The following is a 26,266-nucleotide window of genomic DNA, read 5'->3' as shown; positions in this document are numbered from 1 at the left end:
AAAACACTATAAAAACCCCTTATTTTTCTTAAAACATGGTATAATGTTAGGACAAAGGAAAGGAAGAAAAAATGGAACAAAAAGAGAAACACTTTACCTTATCTTGGTTTTTTAAATGGTTTTTAGATAATAAGGCTGTTACTGTATTTTTGGTGGCCTTGTTACTAGGTCTGAATATTTTTATTCTCAGTAAAATCAGCTTTTTATTTATCCCTGTTATAGACTTTTTATCAGTAGTCATGTTGCCGGTTATTTTATCGGGACTACTTTTCTACCTCTTGAATCCACTAGTAGATCTGATGGAGAAGTACAAGATTAACCGCGTCTTAGCCATTAGTATTATCTTCGTCATTATTGCCGTACTCTTGATTATTGGTCTAGCTGTTGCAATTCCAAACCTTCAACGTCAAGTAGTAATTTTTGCACAAAATGTCCCAAGTTATCTCGAAGATGCTGATAAAGTTATTGATGATCTCGTAACCAAGCGTTTGCCAGATGACTTTAGACCTCAATTGGAGCAGGTTTTAGCGCAATTTTCAACTCAGGCAACTGCATGGGCAAGTAATATTTCTTCTAAAGCTGTTAACTGGGTGAGTGCTCTTATTAGTGGAACTTCTCAAGTAATCGTCGCTTTGATTATCATGCCATTTATGCTCTTTTACCTCCTCCGAGACGGTAAAGGGCTAAGAGACTATATTACTCAATTTCTACCAAATAAATTGAGAGAACCAGTCGGTAAAGTTCTTTCAGATGTCAACCAACAACTTGCTAATTATGTGCGAGGTCAAATTACCGTAGCCGTTATCGTGGCCATCATGTTTATTATCTTGTTCAAGATTATTGGACTTCGGTATGCTGTTACTTTAGGTATTACTGCTGGTATTCTCAATCTAGTTCCTTATCTAGGTAGTTTCCTTGCTATGATTCCAGCGCTTGTTTTGGGACTGATTGCTGGTCCTGTCATGCTCCTAAAGGTTATTATCGTCTTTATTGTTGAGCAAACCATTGAAGGACGCTTCGTATCGCCATTGATTCTAGGAAGCCAACTCAATATTCACCCAATCACCATTCTGTTTGTTCTATTAACTTCAGGATCTATGTTTGGTATTTGGGGTGTATTGCTAGGTATTCCAATCTACGCTTCTGCAAAAGTAGTGATCTCAGAAATTTTTGATTGGTATAAAGGAGTTAGTGGACTTTATGAACCAGTAGAGGAGACTGATTGTGAACAATAGTCAACAAATGCTCGAGGCTTTAGAACAACAAGATTTGCCCAAAGCAGATTCCTATTTTCAAAAAGCAATAGAAGAAGACTCAGATGAAATGCTTCTTGAACTTGCTGCATATCTCGAAGGAATAGGTTTCTACCCACAAGCAGGGCAAATTTATGAGAAATTAGCACCGAAATTCCCAGAAGTCTATATCAATCTAGCTGCAATCGCTGGCGAAGATGGACTGATTGAAGAAGCTTTTGACTATCTAGAGAATATTGGTCCGGAGAGCGAATGGTATGTATCAGCTCTTGCCTTAAAGGCTGATTTATATCAGATGGAAGGATTGACAGATGTTGCGCGTGAGAAGCTCTTAGAAGCTCGTAGCTACTCCGATGATCCACTCTTGATATTTGGACTAGCAGAACTAGATAGCGAGCTAGGAAACGATTTAGAGGCTATTAAAGGCTATGCTCAATTAGATAATCGTGCTATCTATGATCAAACAGGAATTTCGACTTATCAGAGAATTGGTCTAGCATATGCAAGACTTGGAAAGTTCGAATCAGCTGTTGAGTTTTTAGAAAAAGCCTTAGAGTTAGAATATGATGATCAAACAGCCTATGAACTTGCGAGTCTCTATTTTGACCAAGAGGATTATCAAAAAGCAGCTTTATATTTTAAACAATTAGATACGATTTCTCCAGATTTCGAAGGATATGAGTATGGCTATAGCCAGGCACTTCATAAGGAACATCAAACGGAAGAAGCTCTTAAAATTGCTCAACAGGGTTTGGCAAAAAATCCTTTTGAAACCCGTTTATTGCTCCTCGCATCTCAGTTATCTTACGAATTGCATCAACCAGAGCAAGCCGAAGCTTATCTTTTGCAAGCACAAGAGAATGCTGAAGATCAAGAAGAGATTTTATTGCGCTTAGCGACCATCTACCAAGAACAAGAGAGATATGAAGATATTTTAGCCTTAGAAGCGCATGAACCTGAAAATCTCTTAACAAAATGGATGATTGCCCGTAGCTACCAAGAGACTGAGGAATTGGACGCAGCTTACGAGCTTTATAAAGACCTCGCTACAGAATTGAAGGATAATCCTGAGTTCTTGGAACAATACATTTATTTATTAAGAGAACTAGGGAAGTTAGAAGAGGCAAAAACATATATCCTATCTTATCTTCACTTAGTACCAGACGATATGCAGATGCAGGAATTATATAATCGTTTAATGTAAGATATCCATAATAATCGCCTGAAAAGGGGCGGTTATTTTTTTTATATACACATCAAAAAAATAAATCAAGAATCGCACTAAAATAGATAAATACAGTATGAATTTTTAGTTTTTTTTTGATATAATTGTTATAGTTAAGTAGAATAATCACAAAATTTGAAAATAGAAAGATTTGAATTATGTCAAAAGTAAAAATTGTAACGGATTCGTCTGTTACCATTGAACCAGAAGTGGTCAAAGAATTAGATATTACGATTGTTCCTTTATCTGTAATGATTGATAGTGTCCTCTATTCAGATGCAGATTTTGAAGAAGGTGAATTTCTTCGCTTGATGCAAGCTAGTAAAAATCTTCCTAAGACTAGTCAACCACCAGTGGGACTCTTTGCAGAAATTTTTGATGATTTGGGTAAGGATGGTAGTCAGATTCTAGCTATTCACATGTCCCATGCTTTATCAGGAACTGTTGAAGCGGCTCGTCAAGGAGCAAGTTTGTCAACAGCAGATGTCACTGTTTTGGATAGTTCATTCACAGATCAGGCCTTGAAGTTCCAAGTTGTGGAAGCTGCCAAACTAGCTCAAGAAGGAAAAGACCTTGAAACTATTCTAACCCATGTAGAGGACGTAAAAAATCACACTGAACTCTACATCGGTGTTTCAACTTTAGAAAATCTTGTAAAAGGTGGTCGTATTGGCCGTGTTACTGGGTTGTTGAGCTCTTTACTGAATATTCGAGTAGTTATGCAAATGAAAGACCATGAGCTTCAACCAATTGTTAAGGGACGTGGAGCTAAAACCTTTAAAAAATGGTTGGATGAGTTAGTAGAGACTTTGTCACAACGTTCAGTTGCCGAGATTGGCATTTCATATGCTGGTACTAACGAATGGGCAAATGAGATGAAAGCGGTGCTTCAACCATACGTTGAAAAGCCAATTTCAGTCCTAGAAACAGGCTCTATTATCCAAACTCATACCGGAGAAAACGCCTGGGCTATCTTAATTCATTATAATTCCTAAAAAAATTGAGAAAAATCAAAGAAAAGGTGTTTTTGACTTGACCTAAAAGGAATTTTAGGTTATGATTATAAGTGTTAATTAGAAATTATTTGGAGGATTCATTAACATGGCAAACAAACAAGATTTGATCGCTAAAGTAGCAGAAGCTACAGAATTGACTAAGAAAGATTCAGCAGCAGCAGTTGACGCTGTATTTGCAGCAGTAACTGAATTCCTTTCAGCTGGTGAAAAAGTTCAATTGATCGGTTTTGGTAACTTCGAAGTTCGTAAACGTGCAGCTCGTAAAGGTCGCAACCCACAAACTGGTAAAGAAATCAAAATCAAAGCTTCTAAAGTTCCAGCATTCAAAGCTGGTAAAGCTCTTAAAGAAGCCGTTAAATAATGATTTTATAAAAAACCTATTAATCAAGCGTCAAGCTTGGTTAGTAGGTTTTTTTGTTTTATAGAGGACTTGTTACGAAAGGAGAAGTAGAAATAAGAATTGGGAGTATTATAAGCTATAATAAAATTAAAGCCTAGAAAATAAAAGAAACAAAAAAACAACTCCGAATCGGAGTTGTTTTCGTTCAACCTTATGCAAGTGATGCGGTTGATTATTTGAGACCGTATTTTTTGTTGAAACGATCCACGCGTCCATCTGCTTGAGTGAACTTTTGACGTCCAGTGTAGAATGGGTGTGAGTCTGATGAAATTTCCACACGGATCAATGGGTAAGTTTCGCCTTCGAACTCAACTGTTTCATTAGAGCGTTTTGTTGAACCGCTAAGGAATTGGTAACCAGTAGTTGTGTCCATGAAGACAACTGGGCGATATTCTGGATGGATATCTTTTTTCATTTTGCAATATTTCCTTTCTGCCATGGTCTCTTTGCGAGCCATAGATTGTTACTATACTAGTCTATCAGATTCTGAAAAGTTTGGCAAGCTTTTTATCTATTTTTCAGTAAGTTTTTTAATTTTTGGTAGATGAGCTCATTCTCTTCTACACTATAAGAATTTGCTCCGCTAGCAAGTGGATGTCCACCGCCGTCATGTTCTTTTGCGACTTCATTGATTGGGACAAATTTACTGCGAAGACGTACACGATAGTGACCATCTGATTGCTCCACAAAGATTCCCCAAAGGCTAACAGTATCGATACGGCCTGGAGCTCCGACGATAGCAGCTGTTTCAGCATCAGTAACGTCATATTTCTTCAAAATTTCTTGAGTAAGAATGACACGAGCGGCACCCTTTTCATCAACTTCTAAGTGATCATAGACATAACCTTGGAGTTTGGCAATCTTAAAGCTCATAGTATCCATTTTGCGAGTTAATTCAGCGTAGTCAAAGTTATGTTCTCTGAGTTTACTTGCAATACGAAGCGTACGTGCAGAAGTAGAAGGGTAGAGGAAACGGCCGGTATCACCAATAATTCCAGCGCAGAGCATTTTGGCAGCGTAGTCGGACAATTCTAAGTTAGTTGCTTCAGCAAAGAGCGCAATCATTTCACTCGCACTGCTTGAATTAGTATCTACCCAAACTAAATCACCGTAGACTTCGTCGTTTGGATGGTGGTCAATCTTAATAATAGTCTCAGCTTGAGTATATCGTTTATCATCGATACGAGCTGTATTTGCTGTGTCACAGATAATGGCAAGGGCATCTTGATAGTCTGTGTCATCTACTTGATCCATTTCAGCTAACCAAGATAAGGTTGGTTCATTGAAACCCACGGCTTTGATAGTTTTTTCAGGAAAATGATGCTCAAGTAAGGCTTTTAATCCTACCTGACTACCCAAGGCGTCTGGATCTGGTTTCATATGGCGGTGAATGATAATAGTATCGTATGCTTTGATTTTTTCTAAAATTTGGTGACAAATTTCCATATTGAACCTCAATTCTTTCTCATTTCATTGTAGCATAAGAGTTTTTATTTTTAAAATGAAAAAGATGTGATATAATGGAGAAAGATTAATTGAGGAGGACCTTATGGCATTAGCAAAAATTGTATTTGCCAGTATGACCGGTAATACTGAAGAAATCGCAGATATTGTAGCAGATAAATTAAGAGAATGTGGATTAGATGTCGATGTTGATGAGTGTACAACAGTTGACGCTTCTGACTTTTTAGAAGCAGACATCGCCATTGTAGCAACCTATACTTATGGTGATGGAGAATTACCAGACGAAATGATGGACTTCTACGAAGACCTAGCAGACCTTAACTTAAGTGGTAAAATCTATGGTGTAGTTGGTTCAGGTGATACTTTCTACGATGAATTCTGTAAAGCTGTTGATGACTTTGACCGAGTATTTGTGGCGACAGGAGCTGAAAAGGGTTCAGAGTGCGTCAAAGTAGACCTATCTGCAGAAGAAGAAGATATTGAACGTTTAGAGCAATTTGCAGAAGAATTGGCTTCCAAAGTGGGATAAGCATGTAGTTGCACTGATGATAGATGTCAGTGCAGTTTTTTATTAGATATGCCTGAGAAAAACTTGCCTATTTAGTAGCTTTTTAAACAATGATTCAAATAAGGAAGGAGACTCAATGGATTTAGATATTATTAGACAAGAAATTGATCAAATTGATGACCAAATCGTTCAACTTTTAGAAGAAAGAATGCATCTAGTTGAGGGTGTAGTTGCTTATAAAAAGTCTACAGGAAAACCAATTTTGGATACTAAAAGAGAAGAAGCTATCTTTGAAAAGGTTAGAAATCGCGTCAGCAATAAAAAATACGAAGAAACAATTGTTGAGACTTTTTCAGATATTCTCAAACGTTCGCGTGATTATCAGGATAAAACAATCAAATGAAAAAAGAACAATTCTATCCGCTAGGCATCTTTCTAGCCGCCATGTTAGGAGGACTAGTTCGTTTTCAGATTACAAAATACTTACCAGCTAGTCCAGACTTCCCTTGGGGAACATTGATTGTCAATTATCTAGGGATTTTCTGCCTAGTCTATCTTGTAAAAGGTTATCTGGTTTCTAAAGGAACTAGTAAGGGCATCATTTTAGCGCTTGGAACAGGGTTCTGTGGTGGCTTAACGACATTTTCTAGTCTACTATTAGACGCTGTGAAATTAGTGGACACAGGGCGCTATCTGAGCTTAGTCATCTATTTACTTTTGAGCATCGGTGGTGGGCTTCTATTTGCTTATTGTCTAGGGAGGAAGAAATGGTAGTAATCTATCTAGCACTGGCTTGTGGACTGGGCGCCCTTGTGCGTTATTTCTTTTCTCGCTATAATCAGGGTTCAGTACTGCCTCTAGGAACTCTCATAGCCAATATTCTGGGCTGTTTTCTGATTGGCTTATTTTACAATCATGTGGAGTCGAAAGAAGTCTATCTTATTCTTGCAACAGGTTTTTGTGGAGGCTTGACGACATTTTCAACCTTGAATGATGAACTCCAAAGACTGCTCAATGACAAGAAGACATTTTATAGTTATTTACTTGTGACTTACTTGGGTGGTTTGCTTGCGATTTTTTTGGGAATTTTGCTTTAAATTTCTTTACTTTTTCTAGGAAATTTGATAAACTGTATCTTGTGTGTAATGGACGCACAAAAATACAGTTTATCCGCTGAGGAAGTTTCCTCAAGATTGACAAAGATAGGAGAATAAAATGAATCCATTAATCCAAAGCTTGACTGAAGGTCAACTTCGTACAGATATCCCTTCATTCCGTCCTGGTGACACTGTTCGTGTACACGCGAAAGTTGTCGAAGGAAACCGTGAACGTATCCAGATTTTTGAAGGTGTTGTTATTGCACGTAAAGGTGCTGGCATCTCAGAAAACTACACAGTTCGTAAAATCTCTAACGGTGTAGGTGTTGAACGTATCTTCCCAATCCACACTCCACGTGTTGAAAAGATCGAAGTTGTTCGTTACGGTAAAGTACGTCGTGCGAAATTGTACTACTTGCGTGCTCTTCAAGGTAAGGCAGCTCGTATCAAAGAAATCCGTCGTTAATTCGATGAACAAAAACTCTGCTCATACGGCAGGGTTTTTCTCTAGCTCCCTTAGTTCAATGGATATAACAACTCCCTCCTAAGGAGTAGTTGCAGGTTCGATTCCTGCAGGGAGTAGTACTAGCCATAAAAACACTGAATCATCAGTGTTTTTTCTTTGACCAAATTTTGAACAACTTCATAAGATATCCATGGTGTGGTATAATGGACATAGAAAGTCTAGGAGAAAGAGATGAAAAAAGCCTTATTTTGGGTTATTAGTGTTATGATAATACTTTCGACACTTTTGCGCTGAATAGGTGTAGTTTGGGTGGTAAATGTGGAATTAAAATTTAAATATTCGAATATAGCAGTTTTTAGAATCGTTGAGTTTAAGAACAAAGATTATATCTTAGATCCTACTTCCATAAAAGGCAAATCCTATTTTTTCGGTTTACTTCCTAAAGAAGTTAGTGCTGAAATGGTTGAACTATCTCCATCAAATGATAGTTTTAGAATAAAATCTAAGACACCAATAGGATCGTCTACTGCTTTAGTCATCATGGTTCAGCCATTCGTAGCTATCTCATATAGACTTATAAAAGATGCATTCATTTATTGGGGTATAAGTCAACAGTTTTTTTTGAAATTAGGTGTGTTTGCATTCTCCTTATTCTTGTCTTATCTTATGGCTGTCTTCTATGAAAAAAGTGCGATTGGAAAGTTTGAATCAAGAATTCCCCAAAATAGTAAACGCTGTCGACTTGTTTTTGAACCCAAAGGTAAACGAATGATTGATTGGTATGTGATTTTAGCAATTAATATTGTTTGTTTAATGTTTTTTATGGGAATTAATGATGGCTCAGAAGGAGTCTTGTTGATTATTAATGGTATAATTTCTTGGTTTTACTTTGTAATGATGAGAATGCCACAAGTTCCCTCATATTATAAGACACTAATATTAACTGAAATCGAAGAGTTGTAAATATGGAATTAAAATTTAAAGAAACAAATAAAACGTTTCATAAAATTGTAGAATTTAAAGGTGATAAATATCTTTTGGATATGACCAGCATTAGTCCTAAAACTTATTTCTGGGGTTCTCTTCCTAGTGAAATCACAGCTAAATGCTTAAAGTTAGATAAAAGAGATACGAGTTTTGAGAGCTTAGCTCCAACTATGAGCAAATCTCTTGGTATTGGAATAGGTGTAGCAATAGGGGGAGCTGGTTATGGGATTGTTACGAATGCTTTTAAGAGTTATGACATTAGCCATAATATTTCTTTTAAATTAGGATTGTTTTTCCTCTCTATTGTCTTAGCTTATCTTACTTTCAGGTTCATTGCTTTTGTGGTTCGACGTAATCTTCAACAAAAGCTTTCAAGTAAAGAAACGAAGTATCAAATAGTTTTCAAATTAGCAAGCTCACAACGTCAGTTAAAACTGTATAAACTTCTGCCTATTCTTTTTGTTGCAGTTATAGGATGCTTAGCATTTTATATATTTACTGATAATGGGACAGAGGCCTCTATCCTTATCATTAACGGTATTTTATTTTTCGGTTTCTTTACGGTTATCTTAGGTATGTTACCACTCCGAGAAAGTTACGAAAAACAAGAGATTATTTTTGAAAAAATAGAGAAGTTATAAGTTAAAAAACAATATAAACGCTGTTTTATAGCTAATTTTTAATGAGCATCAGGAGATAGTATGTTAAAATCGAACAAGTGGATATTCTTTGCGATTTCCGTTCCCTTTATGATTCTTGCTTTGTCTTATTTGTTTATTAGGGTACCGATTGGGAACACTGGTAAGTTTATTCATGATCACGAGGATTCTATCAAGAGAGAAATTATTGCAGACATAGACAGTCAAGGGCAATATATAAAGTCAGTGACGCTTTTACCAGGTTCTGCCAGTGGAGGCTTTGATAATGGTGGAGATGTAGGTGGAAATTATCATATTTCCTTTACAGCCTATGCTAATAATAATCGCAAGCAGTCAATGAAAGTAGAATTAGTCTTTCCTGATGCTGGTATAGGTCCTTTTACATTTATAAAACCAAATCCTTATAAATCTCCTGAAACTATGAGGAGATGGTACTTATCAGTAGTAGAGGTATCAAGTGATCCCTCATGGGATTGGAAGAGAGAGTATGATAAATTGAATGAAACGATGAATAATCTTTTGAATGCCTCTGTTAACAAAGGCAAGGATGTATCCTGGAAAGTTCAAAAAGAGATTATGATTGGTTTACTTAACAGATGGCTACAAGAACATGAGGAAAATTTCAAACTAGCTATCCAAACCAACCTGTATAGAAACGACCCAGAATTGGAACAGAAATTAGGAAAGATTCAAAGTATCAGTGTAAGTGTAAGTAAACATCAAATATACACTCCTTCGATAGGTAGAGACATTCGTTTTGATGTTCGATTTGAGAAATATCCTGAAGAAGTAGCTATTATAAACTGTAGTTTGTATTCCCAAGGGAAACAAACGGTTTTTAAGGATCCCTCAGTAGCTGCAACTATTAGTTTTGATAGAGAACGTTTTTCTATAAAAACTGAAAAAACTGAGTATGACTCCAAACTATTTCCTATTTTTAATCAAAGTCGATTTGGTAATGGCAATGGAGAAATATCTTATGATCTCCCAAAAGATTATGAAAATCAATTCTTAATTCCATAACTATCAAGCAAGCTATTGTGCTTGCTTTTTCTTTACCTTTATTTTTTCTTCTAGCTCACAAGATGCTAGTTGTATGTTATAAGAGTATATGGAAATAGATAAAGAGCGAAACCGCTCTCTTTTTGTGGTATAATAGGCATAGATTTTGTTGTTTTTGGGAGAGAGAAATGAAGAAAGTACTTTTTATAATTTTGTTGCTAATCCTTGGAGGTTGCTCAAACGGGAATAAAACTGGAAAAAATGAGACTAGTAAAAGTAATACAGTTATAACTGAGGATAAAAAATTGAAATTTGTTGTAGCACCCCAATATGAAGGTAAAACATCTGAATTGATTGAACTTGGAAAAAAATTAACCGAAGAACATCCAGAAATTGGTAGTAAAGGAAATATGGCTATCTATTTTACAGGTGCTGTCTCAGATGGTAGAGCAGCGCTAATGTTGGTTAACAAGACAGATGTAGATATCAAAAAAGATTTAGAGTTTTCACTGAGTTGGTCTTACGATGGAAAAATTATTTTTGACAATCAAAAAATAAGTTATGCTATCAAGGATAGCGGAGAATTACCTTCTTATACAACCACGTTAATTTTGTTACCATTAAATTCAGAGCAATTGGAGATTGTTGACTCGATGTCAGATCTTTCCAAGATGAAACTTTCGATGTCAGATGCGAAGAGTGTTGACTAAGTTAGGAGAAGAATGTGACAACAGAAACCATGTTATTTTTATTTGCTACAGTTGTTATTCTTTTATCCATAATTTTATTGTCTGGCACATATTTATATCTTTATTTTCGAGATGAAAAATGATACGTCTTGCCAAATCATCAGTTGAAGGAATAGTTGTAGGTTTAGGACTAGGTGCAGCCATTGGATGGTTTATGAATGACTTTTAATTTAAGGAATTAAATAATTAATCTGTAGCGGATGTTGCTAAGGATGCAATTGGCAATGGCTTAAAAGCAATAGAAGGGTGGTTTAGCTAATGGCAAAGATAAATAGAAAAAATAAATCAAAGATTACTAGCATAGAAGACGAGAGATACCACGGTCCTTTGATCACACATGGCGTTAGTTTAGGTTATATTAAGCTATATCCATGGATTAATTTACCATTTTGTTCCTTTTTCTTTTACTGGGGACTTATAGGTGAAACAGGAAGTCGTCAGGGAGGGATTAAAGTTCTATTCTTGACTTGTATCATTCTTAATGTTGTCAGTATGTTGTTTGGTTTTTCTAAGTTTTTAATCAATCGATTTAAATTTTTAACATATATAATGATTGCTTTACTTACTTGGACGACATTAGTTTGGACCAATTTTATCGGAATGTTAATGTTTATAACAGTAGGAGATTCAAATAGTATAGAGGGAATATATCAGTCCCCTCTCACTCCATTTTATGTAGTGTTGATGCTTTTTCTTTTTATATTTGTTTGTACCCTCTATACTTGGTATTATCTTCCAAAGAACCAGGGTAAAGTCTGGGCTTTCAATCAAGTAAAAGAAGGAGATAGAAAGAAAACGTGGTGGAATAATTTTGCAATAGCTTTTGCTGGGGCAACAATTATTCCTTCCCTCTTAACGGGCTATATTCAGAATGCCTTTGGAATTTTATTGGGAATTTTGTTGACCTTGACTTTGCCTGCTGTCATGGTAGATGCAGTTTATGCAGCTATTTATGTGAAAAAGCATCCCATTAATGAGATTTCAGATATTATTTAAAAACGTTATATAATACTTAGATAAACAGTATAGGAATGTTATCTTAAAGAATTACACAGTATATTCAGTTGAAGAAGAGTATATCGAAGATTCTTTGTCGAAAGTCTTTTGTATCACAGTATGTCTAAAGTTTTAAATACTGTTTCAACTAGAATTTTGGAACCATATGATGAATCAGTGAGAGAAGGAATCGACTTTTTAGCAGGCTATATTCGTTTTCGAGATTATAAAGAGTTGACCCCTTCCTTCTTTTTTACAACAGCAATTAATGAAAAATTCTATACAGATATAAAAGTAGGAGTGTTGAAGGAGTAAGTCAGATTCATCTGATAATCTCCAGCCTCCAAAAGTTATGTTTATTTGTAAACTTTTTGGGCTTTCTGTCTAGTTTGATTATAGATTCGAAGTCTATGCATTGTACAAATAATTAGAGTCATTTTACAAAGGTGTTGATAATTTTTAATCTTTAAAATGTCTCGCTAAATTTCATTTCTTACAAAAATATGAAGGTTAATCCTAAAATAATTTAGACAAACTTTTGACCAAGTTTATCCTAAATCCTATTAGAATAGGCTTTCTGAGCGTATTTTATAAGTAGTACTAGCCACAAAACACTGGATAAGCAGTGTTTTTCTTTGATCAAATTTTGAACCACTCATAAGATATCGATGGCGTGTTATAATAGACATAACATGTTTAGGAGAAAGAGATGAAAAAAGGCTTATTAATCGGCTGTTTATCCATAGTTATACTATTTGCAATGTTCATAGTACTGAGTCCTATTATTGCCATGATGGATATGTGGGGTCTATTTGCCCATGCAAGTCGGAATGAACTTGAGCAAGCTGTACATCGCTCTTATGAGAACTATGGTCTTACAGGTCAGTTTGAGTTAGAAAAATATGAAAAAAACTATACAAGCGTTGGTGGATTTGTAATTCATGGAACATACACTGAAAATATAGATGGTAAAACCTATCAGGTTAATTCTCGTTTTGAATACTATACTCGTCCTTCTGAAAAAGAAACGTATAGAAAGACTGATGCGGAAGTAGATTATAAACAAAACAAAAAAATTTATCGAACTTTTCCAGAACTAGCCTATCTAGGGATTGAGATTAGTCCAGGCACCAGCGAATTTTTAAAAACATTGGAGAATTCAATAACAGACCCAAAAATGACATATTTGAAGTATGAAGGAATCAGTTTTCAATTTAACAGTAATTCTGGTAACATGAATCTTTATGATGAAATCTTAGAGGAAAATCAAAAAAATGGACAAGCATTACAAGGGATGTATCCCATGGATGCTCAAAAGCTTTTCCAAAAAGATATTTTTATACCAGAATTTCAATTTCGATACTATACTCCAGAAGACAAGAAGGATCAGTTATATGATGCTTATCTTAAAGATCTCGAATCGCAAATGAAGGAATTCTTTTACAATCAACCCTTACCTAGCGGTCTTTATGCTGTAAAGATTGATAAATATGAAGGGGATAAACTTGTTAATAATAGCGGTGGATATTATGTGAGAATAGCAAACAGTCAAGTTGTGGCATTTATCAAAGATTTACAGTAGGAGTTACTATGCTAATGCTGTTTATAAAGTCTTATAACACAATGATATGAGATTGAAGGTAGAATATTCAGAGTGCTAAAGTGTGAGTAAAGGAGTAAGGACGATGTTAGCCATTTATATTGATTCTATAGGGGATAAGTCAGCGACCTATAAGTTGTTAAGAAACTTTTCATCCTTGACTCTTTCCTTAATTCAATCAAGAATAAAAAATCATGATTCAGTTATGGATGTGGATATTCTAGATTTGGACGAATTAAAAAAAGTAAGGGTTCTTATTCATGACTTGAGTGGCATTGGAACCATGGTTACTATGAAAGATTCGACTGGTGTTATCACCTTAAAAATATTAAATAATATTATTACTACCTATGAAGAGATTGCGGCTGAAAGAGAAGAATTAGACGCACTTATGTTTGATGAGGAAGAATAATCCATAAGTTAAAACACCCCAGGAGTTAGTTTTTTATCTCTAACTTCTGAGGTGCTTTTTTATATTCTAATAAATTTACAAGACCCAAGTACGAATAGCATGGGCTACACCAGATTCATCATTTGTTTTGGTGATGTATTTGGCGATTTTTTTGAGTTCTGGATTTCCATTTTCCATAACAACTGGATTTCCAACGACTTCGAGCATAGCACGGTCATTTTCTTCATCTCCGATAGCCATAGTCTCATCTTTTGTTAATCCTAGTTTTTCAGCCAGATGTGTAATAGCTGAGCCCTTATCTACACCTTTTTTGAGAAGTTCGAGGTAGAATGGTGCAGACTTATTGATAGAGTAACGTTCATAAAATTCCGCTGGGATTTTTTCAATAGCAGCATCGAGAATTTCTGGTTCATCGATAAACATACACTTGACGATTTCCTTGTCAGCCATTTCTTCTGGTGTACGATAGAAAATTGGCATGCTGACGAGGGTTGATTCGTGTACGGTATATTTTCCGATATTGCGATTGGCTGTATAGATACCATCCTTAGTGATGGCATGCATGTGAACGCCTAGTTTTCGACTGAGAAATTCCATATCTAGATAGTCTTCGTAGGACAAGGATTCACTGATAATCTCATGTCCTGTAGCAGTTTCTTGAACAAGGGCACCGTTGAAGGTTACAACATAGTCGCCTTCATCTCTAAACTGTAAGTCGTCAAGAAGTTTAGCAACACCAGCAATAGGACGACCTGTTGCAATCACAACCTTAACACCAGCTTGTTTGGCATCTTGGATAGCTACAAAGACTTCTGGGGTAATTTCTTTCTTGCTATTGACTAGGGTACCATCGATATCGACGGCGATTAGTTTAATACTCATAAATTTCCTCTTTTATTTCTTATCTGGAGCGAAATGATCATTTTCAATCAAATGTGAAAATTGTTGAATGGTAGAAGCAAAAATATTGTTTGGATTGAGCATTTCTTTAGGGAAGTAGAAACGGTTGTCACCATGACGACTTCCTGCAAGAGATTGGACGATAGGTGAAAGACTAGAAAGTTCAGCTAACTCACCATTTTTCTGCACAATCTCAATTTGCGTTCTTGGATTTTCGGACTCTGGTCGGTAAATATCGTATGGAAGGTCAAAATTCTTGTGGATAGCAGTGTAGTAGTTGGGGTCAAACCCAATTTCTTCTACGAAATTCCGCATGATTTCAAGCTGGTCTTGGTCTTCCTGAGAAAAAGTAATAGATTTAAAGACCTTACGGTTGATAAAACGTTGCGAAAGATCAGCTAGAATTTTATCTGTACTAGTCATCCAGAGTTGGAAGTAGGTGTTCATAACCCCGTCGTCAAGTGCAAGATAGTCAGATAAGGTTACCTTTTTCTCAAAAAAAGGCAGTAGATGTGGGGATGTTAGGGCAAAGAAGTCCTTATTTTCAGGATAGAGTTCTTTGGCACGTTTCAAAAGATTTTGCAGAAGAACCTCCATGGCCCGTGTAGCTGGGTGGAAATAAACCTGCATATACATCTGGTAACGGCTGAGGACATAATCCTCGATAGCGTGCATTCCATTACGTTGAAAGGCGATACCATTTTCAACAGGGCGAATGACACGAAGAATCCGTGTCAGATCGAACTGGCCATAAAAAGCACCGGTGAAGTAGGAGTCGCGCAGGAGATAGTCCATGCGATCCGCATCGATCTGACTAGAAATCAGCTGAACCACCTGTTTGTTGGGATAAGTGTGGTCGATAACGCTAGCAACCTTTTTAGGAAAATCTGGTGCGACCTGCAAAAGAACCTGGTGAATCTCTGTCTCAGGGCTTTGGATTATTTCCTGAGTAATTGCCTCATGGTCAGTATCAAAGAGATTCTCAAAAGTATGAGAGTAGGCACCATGTCCAAGGTCGTGGAGAAGCGCTGCAGTCATGGTTAAGAGAGACTCATTGGAATCCCATTCTTCAGGGTATTTTTCTTCGAAAATTTCAGTGATTAGACGGGCAATTTCATAGACACCCAAACAGTGAGAAAAACGACTATGCTCTCCGCCATGGAAGGTATAGCTAGATGTCCCTAACTGTTTGATACGACGGAGCCGTTGAAATTCTTTGGTATTGATCAAGTCATAAATGACTTGATTGTTAACGTGGATATAGTTGTGAACAGGGTCACGAAATACTTTTTCATTCATAAGACCATTATAGCAAATTCCTTGCCTTTTTGGTAAAATAGTAGGGATAAGTGAGAAGAAAGAGGAACTCTTGTGAAGATTAGAATGAGAAATACTATCCAGTTCGATGAACAATTGGAAGTAATCGACCAACTTTATGATGTAGAACTACGTGAAAAGGGAGATTTTTCTTATCTCCTTTTCTACAATGAAGAGCAAGAAAAGGTTGTGATTAAGTTTCAGAAAGAAGAGCTCGTCATGACGCGCTTCTCAAATCCCAAGACTATCATGCGTTTTCTGAAGGATTCCGATAGTTTAGCCTATATTCCAACACCTATGGGTATGCAGGAGTTTATCATTCAAACTAGCCACTATGAAGTTGGTGGAGAGAAGATTGAGCTAGCCTATCAGTTGCAAAACAAAGAAGGAGTTCCATTTGCGGATTACCGTTTAGAAATTACTTGGGGATAAGAATAAGGTTGGCAAAAGCCAACCTTATTTGATATAGAGTTCTTGATTTTTTAAGACGATCTCCCGTATACTTGCAAATTTCTTCAGTTTTTTGAGGTCTTCTGGATGGGTTACAAGAGTAATCACATAGCCTTCTTTGCCCATACGTCCAGTACGTCCAGCGCGGTGAGTGTAAGTTTCCATATCTCTAGGGACATCAAAGTTTACCACGCATTCCAGGCTATCAATGTCGATACCACGAGCTAGAAGGTCTGTCGCAAGAAGTAGTGTCAGTTGATTATCTTTGAACTTTTCTAAGATAACTTTTCTAAATTTAACGTTGACATCGCTCGCAAGTGAAACTGCTAAAACATCGCGATATTGCAATTTTTCTTCAGCGCTTCCAAGGTCTGACAAGCTATTAAAGAATACGAGGCCGCGGAAATCATCGACGTGTGCTAGTTTCCGAAGCATATCTACTCTGTGACGTTGGTCTACTTGCATGTAGAAGTGTTGGATGTTGTCTAACTTTTGGTCTGATAGATCAATGGTGCGCGTGCTAGGTGCAATCTTATCTTGGTCAAATTTGGTAGTCGCACTCATATAGATGAGTTGGTGGTCACGAGGAGCGTAGTGGGTAATCTTTTCAACAAAATGAATCTGAGAATCATCTAGCAGTTGGTCGAATTCATCCAGAATGATGGTTTCTACATTCATCATCTTGATTTTTTTCAATTTGATGAGTTCAAAGATACGACCAGGTGTTCCAATCAGAATTTCTGGTCCTTTTTTAAGACGTTCAATCTGACGTTTCTGACTTGAACCTGAAAGGAATAGCTGAGCGGTTAAGCCGATAGCTTCGCCCCAAGTTTTGGTAACATCGAAAATTTGGCCAGCAAGTTCAGTGTTAGGAGCTAAAATCAACAGTTGCTGGGCTTTTTTCTTTTGGAGTTTAAGTAAACTAGGTAGGAGATAGGCTAAAGTCTTCCCTGTACCAGTTGGACTGACTCCAAGTAGGTTTTCACCTTCTGTTATAGGTTCAAAAAGTTGAGTCTGAATGGGAGTAAATTCTTGGAATCCCAGTTGGTCAATCAATTCTTGCCATTCGGTAGGTAGTTTGCTTTTCATTTTTCTGCCTCAAATCTAATGCCAGCATCCTGGCGCATAGTGTAAAGTAGGTTGTGGACGTGTGTCGCATCATCAATCCAAGATTGGTAGAGAGTTGGGTCTGCTTGTTTAATCATGTTTGCAAAATTAGTGACTTCCTCAGTCATATTGTGAGGAGCTTGCTGGATAGGAAGTTGAAGTTCTTTTCCTTGATGGTCTGTGAAAATAGCTGATTGAATATGCTCGATTGTATTGAGAGTCAATGTTCCATCAGTCGTATAAATCTCACAAGGAAGATTAGAAGTGATATTCTTTCCTGCTTTGATGTGTACTTGATAGTTAGGATAGGAGAGAATACCATCCCCATTTAAATCAATGCTATTATCTAGTTTCTGAGCTTGATAGGTTGCATGAGTCGGTTTTCCAAATAAGCGAACAGCTGCATAAATCGGATAAATACCAAGATCCATAAGTGCACCACCTGCAAAACGGTCTGAGAAAACATTAGGAGTATCGCCAGCAAGGAGGTTAGGCATCTTAGAAGAGTATTTAGCATAGTTAAAATCTGCACCAAGAATTTGCTTGTCTGCAAGAAAGTCTTTAATTGTGGCAAAAGCATCTTCGTGGTAGTTACGTGCTGCTTCAAAGATAAAACATTTATTATCTTTAGCCGTTTGAACTAATTCCTGCCATTCTTGTGGTTGAGTGACAGCTGGTTTTTCAAGGATAACATGTTTCCCAGCAGATAAGGCCATCTTTGCCTGACTAAAATGCAGGGAATTTGGACTAACAATGTATACCACATCGAATGAATCATTCAAGAAATCATTTAGCTGATCAAATAGCTTAACGCCCTGATACTGTTCAACAAACTTTTTTGCAGTTTCTATTTTTCTTGAATAAACTGCACCCAGTTGAAATTTCCCGCTAGTATGGGCAGCCTCTAGAAAATGATGGCTGATTGAACTAGTTCCTATGATACCAAGTTTTAGCATAGTTACTCCTTTTCCACAAGTAATGATTGATTTCATTATAACATAGAAAGAGTCAACTCGTTACCTTGAGATAATTCTTTTGCTTTGATGCTTCGAAATTTCTAGAAAAAATGGTACAATAGTCACAGTATATTTAGGAGATTAGTATGAGATTATTACCTATGAGAAAAATTTCTCGTCATTCAAAAAGATTGGCGCTTTTTTTGACTTTCTGTGCAGGTTATGTAGATGCCTATACGTTTATTGTAAGAGGGAATACCTTGGTTGCTGGGCAAACGGGGAACGTTGTATTTCTTTCCGTTGGAATCATTCAAGATAATGTGTCAGATGCAAGTACAAAAGTCATGACCTTGCTTTCCTTCATGATGGGCGTCTTTCTATTGACTGTCTATAAGGAAAAATTACGTGTGGTAAAAAAACCGATTTTATCGTTAATTCCACTTGCTATCTTGTCCTTAATAATTGGCTTTGTTCCCTTAACGGTTGACAATATCTACATTGTACCGCCTCTTGCCTTTTGTATGGGACTTGTAACAACGGCTTTTGGTCAGGTTTCTGGTATTGCCTACAACAATGCATTTATGACAGGAAATATCAAACGGACTATGCTTGCTTTTGGAGAATATGTCAGGACCAAACATACACCTTTTTTACTAGAAGGTCTTATCTTTGTAAGCTTGCTTAGTAGTTTTGTTTTTGGAGTAGTGTTCTCGGCTTATTTGACAATTTTTTTCACTGAGAAAACGATTTTAGGCATTCCAATCATGATGAGCATTTTTTATCTAAGTATGCTTTTATCTTCTCTGCAAAAAAAGTACCAGAAAACACATCATTTTGATTGAAAATACTTGTCAAAAAATTAGAAACATGTTATACTTTTAGAGTTGACTATGCACATTCCTGTGCAACCGCACGAACATCGTTGCTTGATTTTCAAGTATAAGTGGTTCGTCCCACGATGCTAGGCGAGTCTTCACAAAAAATACGGGGAAACCCATAAAATTCATAGGAGGTGCATGATGAGCACATACGCAATTATCAAAACTGGCGGAAAACAAGTTAAAGTTGAAGTTGGTCAAGCTATCTACGTTGAAAAATTGAACGTTGAAGCTGGTCAAGAAGTTACTTTTAACGAAGTTGTTCTTGTTGGTGGTGAAAACACTGTTGTTGGAACTCCACTTGTTTCTGGAGCTACTGTTGTTGGAACTGTTGAAAAACAAGGAAAACAAAAGAAAGTTGTTACATACAAGTACAAACCTAAAAAAGGTAGCCATCGTAAACAAGGTCACCGTCAACCATATACAAAAGTTGTCATCAACGCAATCAACGCTTAATTTTAAGGAGAACACATGATACAAGCAGTCTTTGAGAGAGCCGAAGATGGCGAGCTGAGGAGTGCGGAGATTACTGGACACGCCGAGAGTGGCGAATACGGCCTAGATGTCGTGTGTGCATCGGTTTCTACGCTTGCCATAAACTTCATCAATTCCATTGAGAAATTTGCAGGCTACGAACCAATCTTAGAATTAAACGAAAATGAAGGTGGTTATCTGATGGTTGAAATTCCAACTGATCTTCCTTCACACCAGAGAGAAATGACGCAGTTATTCTTCGAATCATTTTTCTTAGGTATGGCAAACTTATCGGAGAACTCTTCTGAGTTCGTCCAAACCAGAGTTATCACAGAAAACTAACACGGAGGAAAACATTATGTTAAAAATGACTCTTAGCAACTTGCAACTTTTCGCCCACAAAAAAGGTGGAGGTTCTACATCAAACGGACGCGATTCACAAGCTAAACGTCTTGGAGCTAAAGCAGCTGACGGACAAACTGTAACTGGTGGATCAATCCTTTACCGTCAACGTGGTACACACATCTATCCAGGTGTAAACGTTGGTCGTGGTGGAGACGATACTTTGTTCGCTAAAGTTGAAGGCGTAGTACGCTTTGAACGTAAAGGTCGCGATAAGAAACAAGTTTCTGTTTATCCAATCGCAAAATAAAAAGGTCCAGTGAACCTTTTTATCCCGAGCCTTGAAATAAAAAGGCGAGGAAGCTCTAAGTAGCATTAAATAAAGCTTTCCGAGTTTTCGGGAAGCTTTTTTATAAATAAAAAGCAGTGATAGACGAACTGATAAAATTTAACCTAAAACTAGTAGAAATTACTTGAGAGATTAGCAATATATTTCATTTATACTGATAGATAATAAGAAAGAAATATGGTATAATATAGGGTGAGACCTTATGAATAAATAGTGAAAGAGTATATAGTAATTAATGAAAAAAATTGTCATTAACGGTGGCCGTCCATTAAAGGGTGAGTTAACTATAAGCGGAGCAAAAAATAGTGTGGTAGCTCTGATTCCGGCTATTATTTTGTCAGATGATGTTGTTATCTTGGACTGTGTACCAGACATCTCAGACGTAGCCAGTTTAATTGAAATTATGGAAATCATGGGAGCTAGTGTTAAGCGCTATGATGACGTTTTAGAAATTGATCCTCGTGGTGTTCAAAATAAACCAATGCCATATGGTAAGATTAATAGTCTTCGCGCATCCTATTATTTCTACGGTAGTCTGCTTGGACGTTTCGGTGAAGCAACAGTTGGTTTACCTGGTGGATGTGACTTAGGTCCTCGTCCGATTGATTTGCACTTAAAAGCCTTTGAAGCTATGGGAGCTAACACATCCTATGAGGGAAACAATATGAATCTCTCAACAAATGGTTCTAAATTGCAAGGTGCACACATCTATCTGGACACTGTCAGTGTCGGAGCAACTATTAATACGATGCTTGCAGCGGTAAAGGCTCAAGGTCGTACAGTCATTGAGAACGCTGCTCGAGAGCCTGAAATCATTGATGTGGCTACATTATTAAATAATATGGGAGCTCACATTCGTGGGGCTGGTACAGATATGATTACCATAGATGGAGTTGAGTCTTTACATGGAACTCGTCATCAAGTTATTCCTGATCGTATTGAAGCTGGTACATATATTTCAATGGCTGCTGCAGTTGGCCAAGGGATACGTATCAATAATGTACTCTATGAGCATTTAGAAGCTTTTATTGCTAAACTTGAAGAGATGGGAGTTCACATGACTGTTTCTGAAGACAGTATTTTTGTCGAAGAGCAAACAAATTTAAAGGCTGTTAATATCAAAACAGCACCATATCCGGGATTTGCTACAGATCTTCAACAGCCAATTACTCCTTTGCTATTAAAAGCAGAAGGTCGTGGAACATTGATTGATACAATTTATGAAAAACGTGTTAACCATGTTTTTGAATTAGCCAAAATGAATGCAGATATTTCAACTACAAACGACCACATCCTTTATAAGGGCGGAAATCCTTTACAGGGTGCAAAAGTTAAGGCGACAGACCTACGTGCTGGAGCCGCCTTGGTTATTGCTGGTTTAATGGCTGAAGGCAAAACAGAGATTACCAATGTTGAATTTATCCTTCGAGGCTACTCAAATATTATCGAAAAATTGCGTAATCTTGGAGCAGATATTGAGCTAATCGAAGATTAGTAATTTGAGGATAAGTATGAATATCTGGACAAAATTAGCAATGTTTTCTTTCTATGAGACGGAACGATTGTATTTCCGTCCATTCTTTTTTACGGACGTAGAAGACTTCCACCAGTTAGCTTCAGACCCTGAAAATCTCCAGTTTATTTTTCCAACGCAAGCAAGTATTGAAGAAAGCCAATATGCCCTTGCTAACTATTTCATGAAATCTCCATTGGGAATCTGGGCCATTTGTGATAAAAAAGAAGAAAAAATGATTGGAGCAATCAAGTTTGAGAAGTTGGATGAAATTAGGAAAGAAGCAGAAATTGGCTATTTTTTAAGGAAAGAATTTTGGTCTCAGGGATATATGACTGAAGCTGTTAGCAAATTGCGGGATTTATCCATGACCGAATTCGACATAAAGCAATTATTGATTGTGACGCATCTGGAAAATACTGCCAGCCAAAAGGTTGCACAAAAATCAGGCTTTGTTTTATCACGTCGTTTCAAAGGTAGCGATCGCTATACTCGTAAGATGCGAGATTATCTAGAATTTCGCTATACAAAAGGGGAACTAAATGAGTAAACACCAAGAAATATTAGCCTACTTGGAAGAATTACCAGTTGGAAAACGAGTCAGTGTTCGAAGTATATCCAATCGCCTGGGTGTTAGTGATGGTACGGCTTATCGTGCTATCAAAGAGGCTGAAAATAGAGGTTTAGTTGAAACACGTCCTCGAAGTGGGACTGTTCGTGTTAAGTCTAAAAAAGTTGCCATCGAAAAGCTAACATTTGCAGAAATTGCAGAAGTTACTGGTTCAGAAGTTTTAGCCGGACAAGCTGGTTTGAATAGAGAATTTAGTAAATTTTCCATCGGGGCGATGACTGAGAAAAATATACTTTCATACCTTCATGATGGTGGATTAGTCATTGTTGGTGACCGAACACGTATCCAATTGTTGGCACTTGAAAATGAGAATGCTGTCTTGGTAACAGGTGGATTTGAAGTTCATAAAGATGTTTTGAATGCAGCTGATAAGAAGAATATTCCAGTATTACGAAGCAAGCATGATACATTTACAATAGCGACGATGATTAACCGTGCTTTGTCAAATGTTCAAATCAAAACCGATATTTTAACAGTTGAAAAGATTTATCGTACTAGTCATGAATATGGTTTTTTACAGGAAACAGATACTGTAAAGGATTATTTAGACTTGGTTCGAAAGAATAGATATAGTCGTTTCCCTGTCATCAATCAGCATCAGGTCGTTGTTGGGGTAGTCACCATGCGAGATGCAGGAGATAAATCTCCAGGAACAACCATTGATAAGGTTATGACTAGAACTGTCTACATGACTGGATTAGCAACAAATATCGCTAACGTTAGTCAGAGAATGATTGCTGAAGACTTTGAAATGGTACCCGTTGTGAGGAGCAATCAAACCTTACTTGGTGTCATTACTAGACGGGATGTCATGGAAAAAATGAGTCGTTCTCAGGTTTCAGCTCTACCAACATTTTCTGAGCAGATTGGGCAAAAGTTGTCTTATCATCATGATGAGGTTGTCATTACAGTAGAACCTTTCATGCTTGAGAAAAATGGTGTCCTTGCAAATGGTGTTCTTTCAGAAATCTTGACTCATATGACGCAAGACTTGGTCGTTAATAGTGGGCGTAACCTCATCATTGAACAAATGTTGATTTACTTCTTACAGGCTGTTCAGATTGATGATGTTCTACGTATTCAGGCTAGAATTATTCATCATACGAGACGATCGGCTATTATTGATTATGACATTTATCTCAATCATCAAATTGTATCAAAAGCAAATGTTACTGTAAAAATTAATTAGAATCTAGGAGAGAACATGATTACATTAAAATCAGCTAGAGAGATTGAAGCTATGGACAAGGCTGGTGATTTTCTTGCAAGCATCCACATTGGCTTGCGCGATATCATCAAACCAGGTGTAGACATGTGGGAAGTAGAAGAATATGTGCGCCGTCGTTGTAAAGAAGAAAATTTCCTTCCACTACAGATCGGTGTCGATGGAGCCATCATGGATTATCCTTATGCAACATGCTGCTCACTCAATGACGAAGTAGCCCATGCTTTTCCACGCCACTATATTTTAAAAGAAGGTGATTTACTCAAGGTTGATATGGTTCTTGGAGGACCAATCGCTAAGTCTGACCTCAATGTTTCTAAACTCAATTTTAACAACGTTGAGAAGATGAAAAAATATACTCAAAACTTTACAGGTGGATTAGCTGATTCTTGTTGGGCATACGCTGTTGGTAAACCGTCAGAAGAAGTTAAAAACTTAATGGACGTGACCAAGGAAGCTATGTATAAGGGAATTGAACAGGCTGTTGTAGGAAACCGTATCGGTGATATTGGAGCTGCTATTCAGGAATATGCTGAAAGTCGTGGCTATGGAGTTGTTCGCGATCTTGTAGGACATGGTGTTGGTCCAACTATGCATGAAGAGCCAATGGTTCCTAACTATGGTATCGCAGGTCGTGGTCTCCGCTTACGTGAAGGTATGGTTTTGACGATTGAACCAATGATTAATACAGGTGATTGGGAAATCGATACAGATATGAAAACAGGATGGGCTCATAAAACGATTGACGGCGGTCTATCTTGTCAGTACGAGCATCAGTTTGTTATTACCAAAGATGGCCCTGTAATCTTGACCAGTCAAGGTGAAGAGGGAACTTATTAATCAAAAAGGAGCTGAGCTCCTTTTTTGATTCTTTCAAGTTGAAAATAAATTTGCGTAGCAGATATCTTACAAACGTTTTCTTTTATAGTAAAATAAAATATAACTAAATGAAAGTAGGTTCTTAATTGGAAAGTATTTTATTTTTTATTTCTGTATTTTTTGCTGGGGTTTTATCGTTCTTTTCTCCCTGTATCTTTCCCCTGCTACCAGTATATGCAGGTGTTCTATTAGATGATCAAGAGGAGTCAAAGACATTTCGTTTTTTGGGTAAAGATGTTGCCTGGTCAGGATTGATTCGTACCCTCTGTTTTATTGCTGGTATCTCTCTCATTTTCTTTATTCTTGGATTTGGAGCAGGATTCCTTGGGAATTTACTTTATGCTGACTGGTTCCGTTATGTCATGGGAATCATGATTATCATATTGGGGTTGCATCAGATGGAAATCCTTCATCTACGTAAATTAGAGTTCCAAAAAACAGTAACATTTAAGCAAAAACAGTCTAGTAAATATCTGTCGGCCTTTTTACTTGGTATCAGCTTTAGCTTTGGTTGGACTCCATGTATTGGTCCAGTTTTAAGTTCTGTTTTAGCATTGGCTGCCTCGGGAGGAAATGGAGCTCTTCAGGGGGCTTTATTAACCCTTATCTATACTCTCGGAATGGCGCTTCCATTTTTAGTTCTTGCCTTGGCATCAGGTCTTATTATGCCCTATTTTAATAAAATCAAATCTCACCTCCTCTTATTGAAGAGAATTGGTGGTTTACTGATTATCCTCATGGGAATTTTATTAATGTTGGGACAATTAAATATCTTATCTGGAATATTAGGATAAAAGGAGTTATTCATGAAAAAAATTATCTATTTTGGACTTAGTTTCTTATCTATCTTTCTTTTGATTGCTTGTGGCAAGGAAGAAAAAAAATCAAGTCAACAAAATCAAACAAGTCAGCCACAACAGCAAACAACTGTGAAGCAAGTGGCTGTAGGAGCAGAGGCACCTGACTTTAGCCTTCAATCGATGGATGGAAAAGAAGTGAAATTATCTGATTATAAAGGTAAAAAAGTTTATCTTAAATTTTGGGCATCTTGGTGTGGACCATGTAAGAAGAGTATGCCAGAATTGATGGAGCTTGCTGCTAAGGAAGATCGTGATTTCGAAATTTTATCTGTCATTGCGCCAGGGCTTCAAGGTGAAAAAACTGTAGATCAATTTCCAAAGTGGTTTGAGGATCAAGGCTATAAAGACATTCCCGTTTTATATGATACAAAAGGATCTGTTTTTCAAGCCTATCAAATTCGTAGTATCCCTACAGAGTATTTAATTGATTCACAGGGTAAAATTGCTAAGATTCAATTAGGGGCAATTAGTAACGCAGATGCTGAAGCAGCTTTTGCTCAAATGAATTAGAGTTATAAAAAATGTCTAGACAATTTTATCTAGACATTTCT

At 36.9% G+C, this 26,266-nt stretch carries 34 protein-coding genes, 1 tRNA gene and 1 other annotated feature; of the genes, 29 read left to right on the top strand and 6 right to left on the bottom strand.

Going from position 1 to position 26,266, the window contains the following annotated elements; genetic code table 11:
- The first annotated feature begins 71 nt into the window (after positions 1-71).
- The 4 genes from ACWPVF_RS05445 to ACWPVF_RS05430 all read left to right on the top strand — a co-directional run bounded on the left by ACWPVF_RS05445 (position 72) and on the right by ACWPVF_RS05430 (position 3,855).
- Complete coding sequence (locus tag ACWPVF_RS05445; protein WP_454385127.1) at positions 72-1,235, top strand: AI-2E family transporter; 1,164 nt, start codon at positions 72-74, stop codon at positions 1,233-1,235.
- A complete protein-coding gene (locus tag ACWPVF_RS05440; protein WP_414307453.1) occupies positions 1,225-2,457 on the top strand; it encodes a tetratricopeptide repeat protein in 1,233 nt (410 codons plus the stop codon). The genes ACWPVF_RS05445 and ACWPVF_RS05440 overlap by 11 nt, the downstream gene beginning before the upstream one ends.
- A 179-nt stretch (positions 2,458-2,636) precedes the next feature.
- On the top strand, positions 2,637-3,473 hold the full coding sequence (locus tag ACWPVF_RS05435) for a DegV family protein (RefSeq protein WP_414307452.1): 837 nt from the start codon (positions 2,637-2,639) through the stop codon (positions 3,471-3,473).
- Between the two features lie 106 nt (positions 3,474-3,579).
- A complete protein-coding gene (locus ACWPVF_RS05430) occupies positions 3,580-3,855 on the top strand; it encodes an HU family DNA-binding protein (protein ID WP_004253345.1) in 276 nt (91 codons plus the stop codon).
- 211 nt (positions 3,856-4,066) lie between these two features.
- On the opposite strand, the gene ACWPVF_RS05425 is transcribed toward ACWPVF_RS05430, so the two are convergent.
- Positions 4,067-4,309 (bottom strand): type B 50S ribosomal protein L31, encoded by a 243-nt coding sequence (locus tag ACWPVF_RS05425; RefSeq protein ID WP_000710764.1) that lies wholly within the window; start codon positions 4,307-4,309, stop codon positions 4,067-4,069.
- Between the two features lie 92 nt (positions 4,310-4,401).
- On the bottom strand, positions 4,402-5,340 hold the full coding sequence (locus tag ACWPVF_RS05420) for a DHH family phosphoesterase (protein WP_414307451.1): 939 nt from the start codon (positions 5,338-5,340) through the stop codon (positions 4,402-4,404).
- A gap of 103 nt (positions 5,341-5,443) precedes the next feature.
- On the opposite strand from ACWPVF_RS05420, the gene ACWPVF_RS05415 reads away from it, so the two are divergent.
- The 14 genes from ACWPVF_RS05415 to ACWPVF_RS05350 all read left to right on the top strand — a co-directional run bounded on the left by ACWPVF_RS05415 (position 5,444) and on the right by ACWPVF_RS05350 (position 13,834).
- Positions 5,444-5,887 (top strand): flavodoxin, encoded by a 444-nt coding sequence (locus tag ACWPVF_RS05415; RefSeq protein ID WP_251935818.1) that lies wholly within the window; start codon positions 5,444-5,446, stop codon positions 5,885-5,887.
- Between the two features lie 115 nt (positions 5,888-6,002).
- The gene (locus ACWPVF_RS05410; protein ID WP_303942613.1) at positions 6,003-6,269 is read left to right on the top strand and encodes a chorismate mutase; all 267 of its coding nucleotides are present in this window, start codon (positions 6,003-6,005) and stop codon (positions 6,267-6,269) included.
- Entirely contained in the window at positions 6,266-6,640 is a 375-nt protein-coding gene (gene crcB / locus ACWPVF_RS05405) for a fluoride efflux transporter CrcB (RefSeq protein ID WP_414307450.1), read from the top strand. The genes ACWPVF_RS05410 and crcB (ACWPVF_RS05405) overlap by 4 nt, the downstream gene beginning before the upstream one ends.
- Entirely contained in the window at positions 6,634-6,963 is a 330-nt protein-coding gene (gene crcB, locus ACWPVF_RS05400) for a fluoride efflux transporter CrcB (RefSeq protein ID WP_454385123.1), read from the top strand. Before crcB (ACWPVF_RS05405) ends, crcB (ACWPVF_RS05400) begins: the two co-directional genes overlap by 7 nt.
- Positions 6,964-7,081: 118 nt before the next feature.
- Complete coding sequence (gene rplS / locus ACWPVF_RS05395) at positions 7,082-7,429, top strand: 50S ribosomal protein L19 (RefSeq protein ID WP_001068669.1); 348 nt, start codon at positions 7,082-7,084, stop codon at positions 7,427-7,429.
- 44 nt (positions 7,430-7,473) lie between these two features.
- Positions 7,474-7,545, top strand: a tRNA-Arg gene (locus ACWPVF_RS05390).
- Positions 7,546-7,747: 202 nt separating this feature from the next.
- Entirely contained in the window at positions 7,748-8,392 is a 645-nt protein-coding gene (locus ACWPVF_RS05385) for a DUF443 family protein (RefSeq protein ID WP_454385121.1), read from the top strand.
- 2 nt (positions 8,393-8,394) lie between these two features.
- Complete coding sequence (locus tag ACWPVF_RS05380) at positions 8,395-9,057, top strand: DUF443 family protein (RefSeq protein WP_454385119.1); 663 nt, start codon at positions 8,395-8,397, stop codon at positions 9,055-9,057.
- A 60-nt stretch (positions 9,058-9,117) separates the two neighbouring features.
- On the top strand, positions 9,118-10,098 hold the full coding sequence (locus ACWPVF_RS05375) for a hypothetical protein (protein ID WP_454385117.1): 981 nt from the start codon (positions 9,118-9,120) through the stop codon (positions 10,096-10,098).
- Between the two features lie 167 nt (positions 10,099-10,265).
- Entirely contained in the window at positions 10,266-10,787 is a 522-nt protein-coding gene (locus ACWPVF_RS05370) for a hypothetical protein (protein WP_454385115.1), read from the top strand.
- Positions 10,788-11,084: 297 nt separating this feature from the next.
- Complete coding sequence (locus ACWPVF_RS05365) at positions 11,085-11,822, top strand: hypothetical protein (protein ID WP_454385113.1); 738 nt, start codon at positions 11,085-11,087, stop codon at positions 11,820-11,822.
- 120 nt (positions 11,823-11,942) lie between these two features.
- Positions 11,943-12,137 carry a hypothetical protein gene (locus tag ACWPVF_RS05360; protein WP_454385111.1) on the top strand — a complete coding sequence of 65 codons (195 nt, stop codon included), beginning with the start codon at positions 11,943-11,945 and terminating at the stop codon, positions 12,135-12,137.
- Positions 12,138-12,531: 394 nt separating this feature from the next.
- On the top strand, positions 12,532-13,404 hold the full coding sequence (locus tag ACWPVF_RS05355; protein ID WP_454385109.1) for a hypothetical protein: 873 nt from the start codon (positions 12,532-12,534) through the stop codon (positions 13,402-13,404).
- Between the two features lie 103 nt (positions 13,405-13,507).
- Complete coding sequence (locus ACWPVF_RS05350) at positions 13,508-13,834, top strand: 50S ribosomal protein L7/L12 (RefSeq protein ID WP_454385107.1); 327 nt, start codon at positions 13,508-13,510, stop codon at positions 13,832-13,834.
- A gap of 75 nt (positions 13,835-13,909) precedes the next feature.
- On the opposite strand, the gene yidA is transcribed toward ACWPVF_RS05350, so the two are convergent.
- Positions 13,910-14,716 (bottom strand): sugar-phosphatase, encoded by an 807-nt coding sequence (gene yidA / locus ACWPVF_RS05345; RefSeq protein WP_454385105.1) that lies wholly within the window; start codon positions 14,714-14,716, stop codon positions 13,910-13,912.
- A gap of 12 nt (positions 14,717-14,728) precedes the next feature.
- Positions 14,729-16,033 carry an HD domain-containing protein gene (locus ACWPVF_RS05340; RefSeq protein ID WP_454385103.1) on the bottom strand — a complete coding sequence of 435 codons (1,305 nt, stop codon included), beginning with the start codon at positions 16,031-16,033 and terminating at the stop codon, positions 14,729-14,731.
- A 72-nt stretch (positions 16,034-16,105) separates the two neighbouring features.
- On the opposite strand from ACWPVF_RS05340, the gene ACWPVF_RS05335 reads away from it, so the two are divergent.
- Positions 16,106-16,483: a DUF1934 domain-containing protein gene (locus ACWPVF_RS05335; protein ID WP_454385101.1), complete on the top strand. Its 378-nt coding sequence runs from the start codon at positions 16,106-16,108 to the stop codon at positions 16,481-16,483.
- 24 nt (positions 16,484-16,507) lie between these two features.
- Here the strand turns inward: ACWPVF_RS05335 and ACWPVF_RS05330 are convergent, their stop codons facing one another.
- Positions 16,508-17,590 (bottom strand): DEAD/DEAH box helicase, encoded by a 1,083-nt coding sequence (locus ACWPVF_RS05330; RefSeq protein ID WP_454385099.1) that lies wholly within the window; start codon positions 17,588-17,590, stop codon positions 16,508-16,510.
- Positions 17,587-18,564, bottom strand: a complete 978-nt coding sequence (locus ACWPVF_RS05325) for a Gfo/Idh/MocA family protein (RefSeq protein ID WP_454385097.1) — start codon at positions 18,562-18,564, stop codon at positions 17,587-17,589. Before ACWPVF_RS05325 ends, ACWPVF_RS05330 begins: the two co-directional genes overlap by 4 nt.
- A 146-nt stretch (positions 18,565-18,710) precedes the next feature.
- On the opposite strand from ACWPVF_RS05325, the gene ACWPVF_RS05320 reads away from it, so the two are divergent.
- The 10 genes from ACWPVF_RS05320 to sdbB all read left to right on the top strand — a co-directional run bounded on the left by ACWPVF_RS05320 (position 18,711) and on the right by sdbB (position 26,225).
- Positions 18,711-19,406 (top strand): YoaK family protein, encoded by a 696-nt coding sequence (locus ACWPVF_RS05320; RefSeq protein ID WP_414307443.1) that lies wholly within the window; start codon positions 18,711-18,713, stop codon positions 19,404-19,406.
- A gap of 54 nt (positions 19,407-19,460) precedes the next feature.
- Positions 19,461-19,547, top strand: a sequence feature (ribosomal protein L21 leader region).
- A 36-nt stretch (positions 19,548-19,583) separates the two neighbouring features.
- Positions 19,584-19,898 (top strand): 50S ribosomal protein L21, encoded by a 315-nt coding sequence (rplU, locus tag ACWPVF_RS05315; protein WP_003002830.1) that lies wholly within the window; start codon positions 19,584-19,586, stop codon positions 19,896-19,898.
- A gap of 15 nt (positions 19,899-19,913) precedes the next feature.
- Positions 19,914-20,258, top strand: coding sequence for a ribosomal-processing cysteine protease Prp (locus tag ACWPVF_RS05310; RefSeq protein ID WP_414307442.1), 345 nt, complete (start codon positions 19,914-19,916; stop codon positions 20,256-20,258).
- A gap of 16 nt (positions 20,259-20,274) precedes the next feature.
- A complete protein-coding gene (gene rpmA / locus ACWPVF_RS05305; protein WP_006149998.1) occupies positions 20,275-20,568 on the top strand; it encodes a 50S ribosomal protein L27 in 294 nt (97 codons plus the stop codon).
- A 274-nt stretch (positions 20,569-20,842) separates the two neighbouring features.
- On the top strand, positions 20,843-22,102 hold the full coding sequence (locus ACWPVF_RS05300) for a UDP-N-acetylglucosamine 1-carboxyvinyltransferase (RefSeq protein ID WP_454385094.1): 1,260 nt from the start codon (positions 20,843-20,845) through the stop codon (positions 22,100-22,102).
- 16 nt (positions 22,103-22,118) lie between these two features.
- The gene (locus ACWPVF_RS05295) at positions 22,119-22,670 is read left to right on the top strand and encodes a GNAT family N-acetyltransferase (RefSeq protein ID WP_045615003.1); all 552 of its coding nucleotides are present in this window, start codon (positions 22,119-22,121) and stop codon (positions 22,668-22,670) included.
- On the top strand, positions 22,663-23,940 hold the full coding sequence (gene spxR, locus ACWPVF_RS05290) for a CBS-HotDog domain-containing transcription factor SpxR (RefSeq protein WP_045615002.1): 1,278 nt from the start codon (positions 22,663-22,665) through the stop codon (positions 23,938-23,940). The genes ACWPVF_RS05295 and spxR overlap by 8 nt, the downstream gene beginning before the upstream one ends.
- A 15-nt stretch (positions 23,941-23,955) precedes the next feature.
- Positions 23,956-24,816, top strand: a complete 861-nt coding sequence (locus ACWPVF_RS05285) for a methionyl aminopeptidase (protein WP_414307440.1) — start codon at positions 23,956-23,958, stop codon at positions 24,814-24,816.
- Positions 24,817-24,941: 125 nt separating this feature from the next.
- Positions 24,942-25,649 carry a thiol-disulfide oxidoreductase-associated membrane protein CcdA2 gene (ccdA2, locus tag ACWPVF_RS05280; protein ID WP_414307439.1) on the top strand — a complete coding sequence of 236 codons (708 nt, stop codon included), beginning with the start codon at positions 24,942-24,944 and terminating at the stop codon, positions 25,647-25,649.
- A gap of 12 nt (positions 25,650-25,661) precedes the next feature.
- The gene (sdbB, locus tag ACWPVF_RS05275; RefSeq protein WP_414307438.1) at positions 25,662-26,225 is read left to right on the top strand and encodes a thiol-disulfide oxidoreductase-associated lipoprotein SdbB; all 564 of its coding nucleotides are present in this window, start codon (positions 25,662-25,664) and stop codon (positions 26,223-26,225) included.
- Positions 26,226-26,266: the final 41 nt, after the last annotated feature.

It is taken from the genome of Streptococcus sp. Marseille-Q7087 (assembly GCF_965111935.1).
The sequence above is the reverse complement of the archived record's forward strand: the minus strand, read 5'-3'. Positions and strand labels throughout refer to the sequence as shown.

What these genes read in the sequence shown, in the direction of transcription:
- ACWPVF_RS05325 (WP_454385097.1), bottom strand. Translation starts at nt 18,564, where the DNA reads ATGCTAAAACTTGGTATCATAGGAACTAGTTCAATCAGCCATCATTTT.
- ACWPVF_RS05425 (WP_000710764.1), bottom strand. Translation starts at nt 4,309, where the DNA reads ATGAAAAAAGATATCCATCCAGAATATCGCCCAGTTGTCTTCATGGAC.
- ACWPVF_RS05350 (WP_454385107.1), top strand. Translation starts at nt 13,508, where the DNA reads ATGTTAGCCATTTATATTGATTCTATAGGGGATAAGTCAGCGACCTAT.
- ACWPVF_RS05415 (WP_251935818.1), top strand. Translation starts at nt 5,444, where the DNA reads ATGGCATTAGCAAAAATTGTATTTGCCAGTATGACCGGTAATACTGAA.
- ACWPVF_RS05380 (WP_454385119.1), top strand. Translation starts at nt 8,395, where the DNA reads ATGGAATTAAAATTTAAAGAAACAAATAAAACGTTTCATAAAATTGTA.
- ACWPVF_RS05320 (WP_414307443.1), top strand. Translation starts at nt 18,711, where the DNA reads ATGAGATTATTACCTATGAGAAAAATTTCTCGTCATTCAAAAAGATTG.
- rplS (WP_001068669.1), top strand. Translation starts at nt 7,082, where the DNA reads ATGAATCCATTAATCCAAAGCTTGACTGAAGGTCAACTTCGTACAGAT.
- ACWPVF_RS05295 (WP_045615003.1), top strand. Translation starts at nt 22,119, where the DNA reads ATGAATATCTGGACAAAATTAGCAATGTTTTCTTTCTATGAGACGGAA.
- sdbB (WP_414307438.1), top strand. Translation starts at nt 25,662, where the DNA reads ATGAAAAAAATTATCTATTTTGGACTTAGTTTCTTATCTATCTTTCTT.
- ACWPVF_RS05435 (WP_414307452.1), top strand. Translation starts at nt 2,637, where the DNA reads ATGTCAAAAGTAAAAATTGTAACGGATTCGTCTGTTACCATTGAACCA.
- ACWPVF_RS05300 (WP_454385094.1), top strand. Translation starts at nt 20,843, where the DNA reads ATGAAAAAAATTGTCATTAACGGTGGCCGTCCATTAAAGGGTGAGTTA.
- ACWPVF_RS05310 (WP_414307442.1), top strand. Translation starts at nt 19,914, where the DNA reads ATGATACAAGCAGTCTTTGAGAGAGCCGAAGATGGCGAGCTGAGGAGT.
- ACWPVF_RS05365 (WP_454385113.1), top strand. Translation starts at nt 11,085, where the DNA reads ATGGCAAAGATAAATAGAAAAAATAAATCAAAGATTACTAGCATAGAA.
- ACWPVF_RS05360 (WP_454385111.1), top strand. Translation starts at nt 11,943, where the DNA reads ATGTCTAAAGTTTTAAATACTGTTTCAACTAGAATTTTGGAACCATAT.
- ACWPVF_RS05445 (WP_454385127.1), top strand. Translation starts at nt 72, where the DNA reads ATGGAACAAAAAGAGAAACACTTTACCTTATCTTGGTTTTTTAAATGG.
- ACWPVF_RS05375 (WP_454385117.1), top strand. Translation starts at nt 9,118, where the DNA reads ATGTTAAAATCGAACAAGTGGATATTCTTTGCGATTTCCGTTCCCTTT.
- ACWPVF_RS05420 (WP_414307451.1), bottom strand. Translation starts at nt 5,340, where the DNA reads ATGGAAATTTGTCACCAAATTTTAGAAAAAATCAAAGCATACGATACT.
- ACWPVF_RS05285 (WP_414307440.1), top strand. Translation starts at nt 23,956, where the DNA reads ATGATTACATTAAAATCAGCTAGAGAGATTGAAGCTATGGACAAGGCT.
- ACWPVF_RS05370 (WP_454385115.1), top strand. Translation starts at nt 10,266, where the DNA reads ATGAAGAAAGTACTTTTTATAATTTTGTTGCTAATCCTTGGAGGTTGC.
- spxR (WP_045615002.1), top strand. Translation starts at nt 22,663, where the DNA reads ATGAGTAAACACCAAGAAATATTAGCCTACTTGGAAGAATTACCAGTT.
- yidA (WP_454385105.1), bottom strand. Translation starts at nt 14,716, where the DNA reads ATGAGTATTAAACTAATCGCCGTCGATATCGATGGTACCCTAGTCAAT.
- ACWPVF_RS05430 (WP_004253345.1), top strand. Translation starts at nt 3,580, where the DNA reads ATGGCAAACAAACAAGATTTGATCGCTAAAGTAGCAGAAGCTACAGAA.
- rpmA (WP_006149998.1), top strand. Translation starts at nt 20,275, where the DNA reads ATGTTAAAAATGACTCTTAGCAACTTGCAACTTTTCGCCCACAAAAAA.
- ACWPVF_RS05355 (WP_454385109.1), top strand. Translation starts at nt 12,532, where the DNA reads ATGAAAAAAGGCTTATTAATCGGCTGTTTATCCATAGTTATACTATTT.
- crcB (WP_454385123.1), top strand. Translation starts at nt 6,634, where the DNA reads ATGGTAGTAATCTATCTAGCACTGGCTTGTGGACTGGGCGCCCTTGTG.
- ACWPVF_RS05330 (WP_454385099.1), bottom strand. Translation starts at nt 17,590, where the DNA reads ATGAAAAGCAAACTACCTACCGAATGGCAAGAATTGATTGACCAACTG.
- ACWPVF_RS05340 (WP_454385103.1), bottom strand. Translation starts at nt 16,033, where the DNA reads ATGAATGAAAAAGTATTTCGTGACCCTGTTCACAACTATATCCACGTT.
- crcB (WP_414307450.1), top strand. Translation starts at nt 6,266, where the DNA reads ATGAAAAAAGAACAATTCTATCCGCTAGGCATCTTTCTAGCCGCCATG.
- rplU (WP_003002830.1), top strand. Translation starts at nt 19,584, where the DNA reads ATGAGCACATACGCAATTATCAAAACTGGCGGAAAACAAGTTAAAGTT.
- ACWPVF_RS05410 (WP_303942613.1), top strand. Translation starts at nt 6,003, where the DNA reads ATGGATTTAGATATTATTAGACAAGAAATTGATCAAATTGATGACCAA.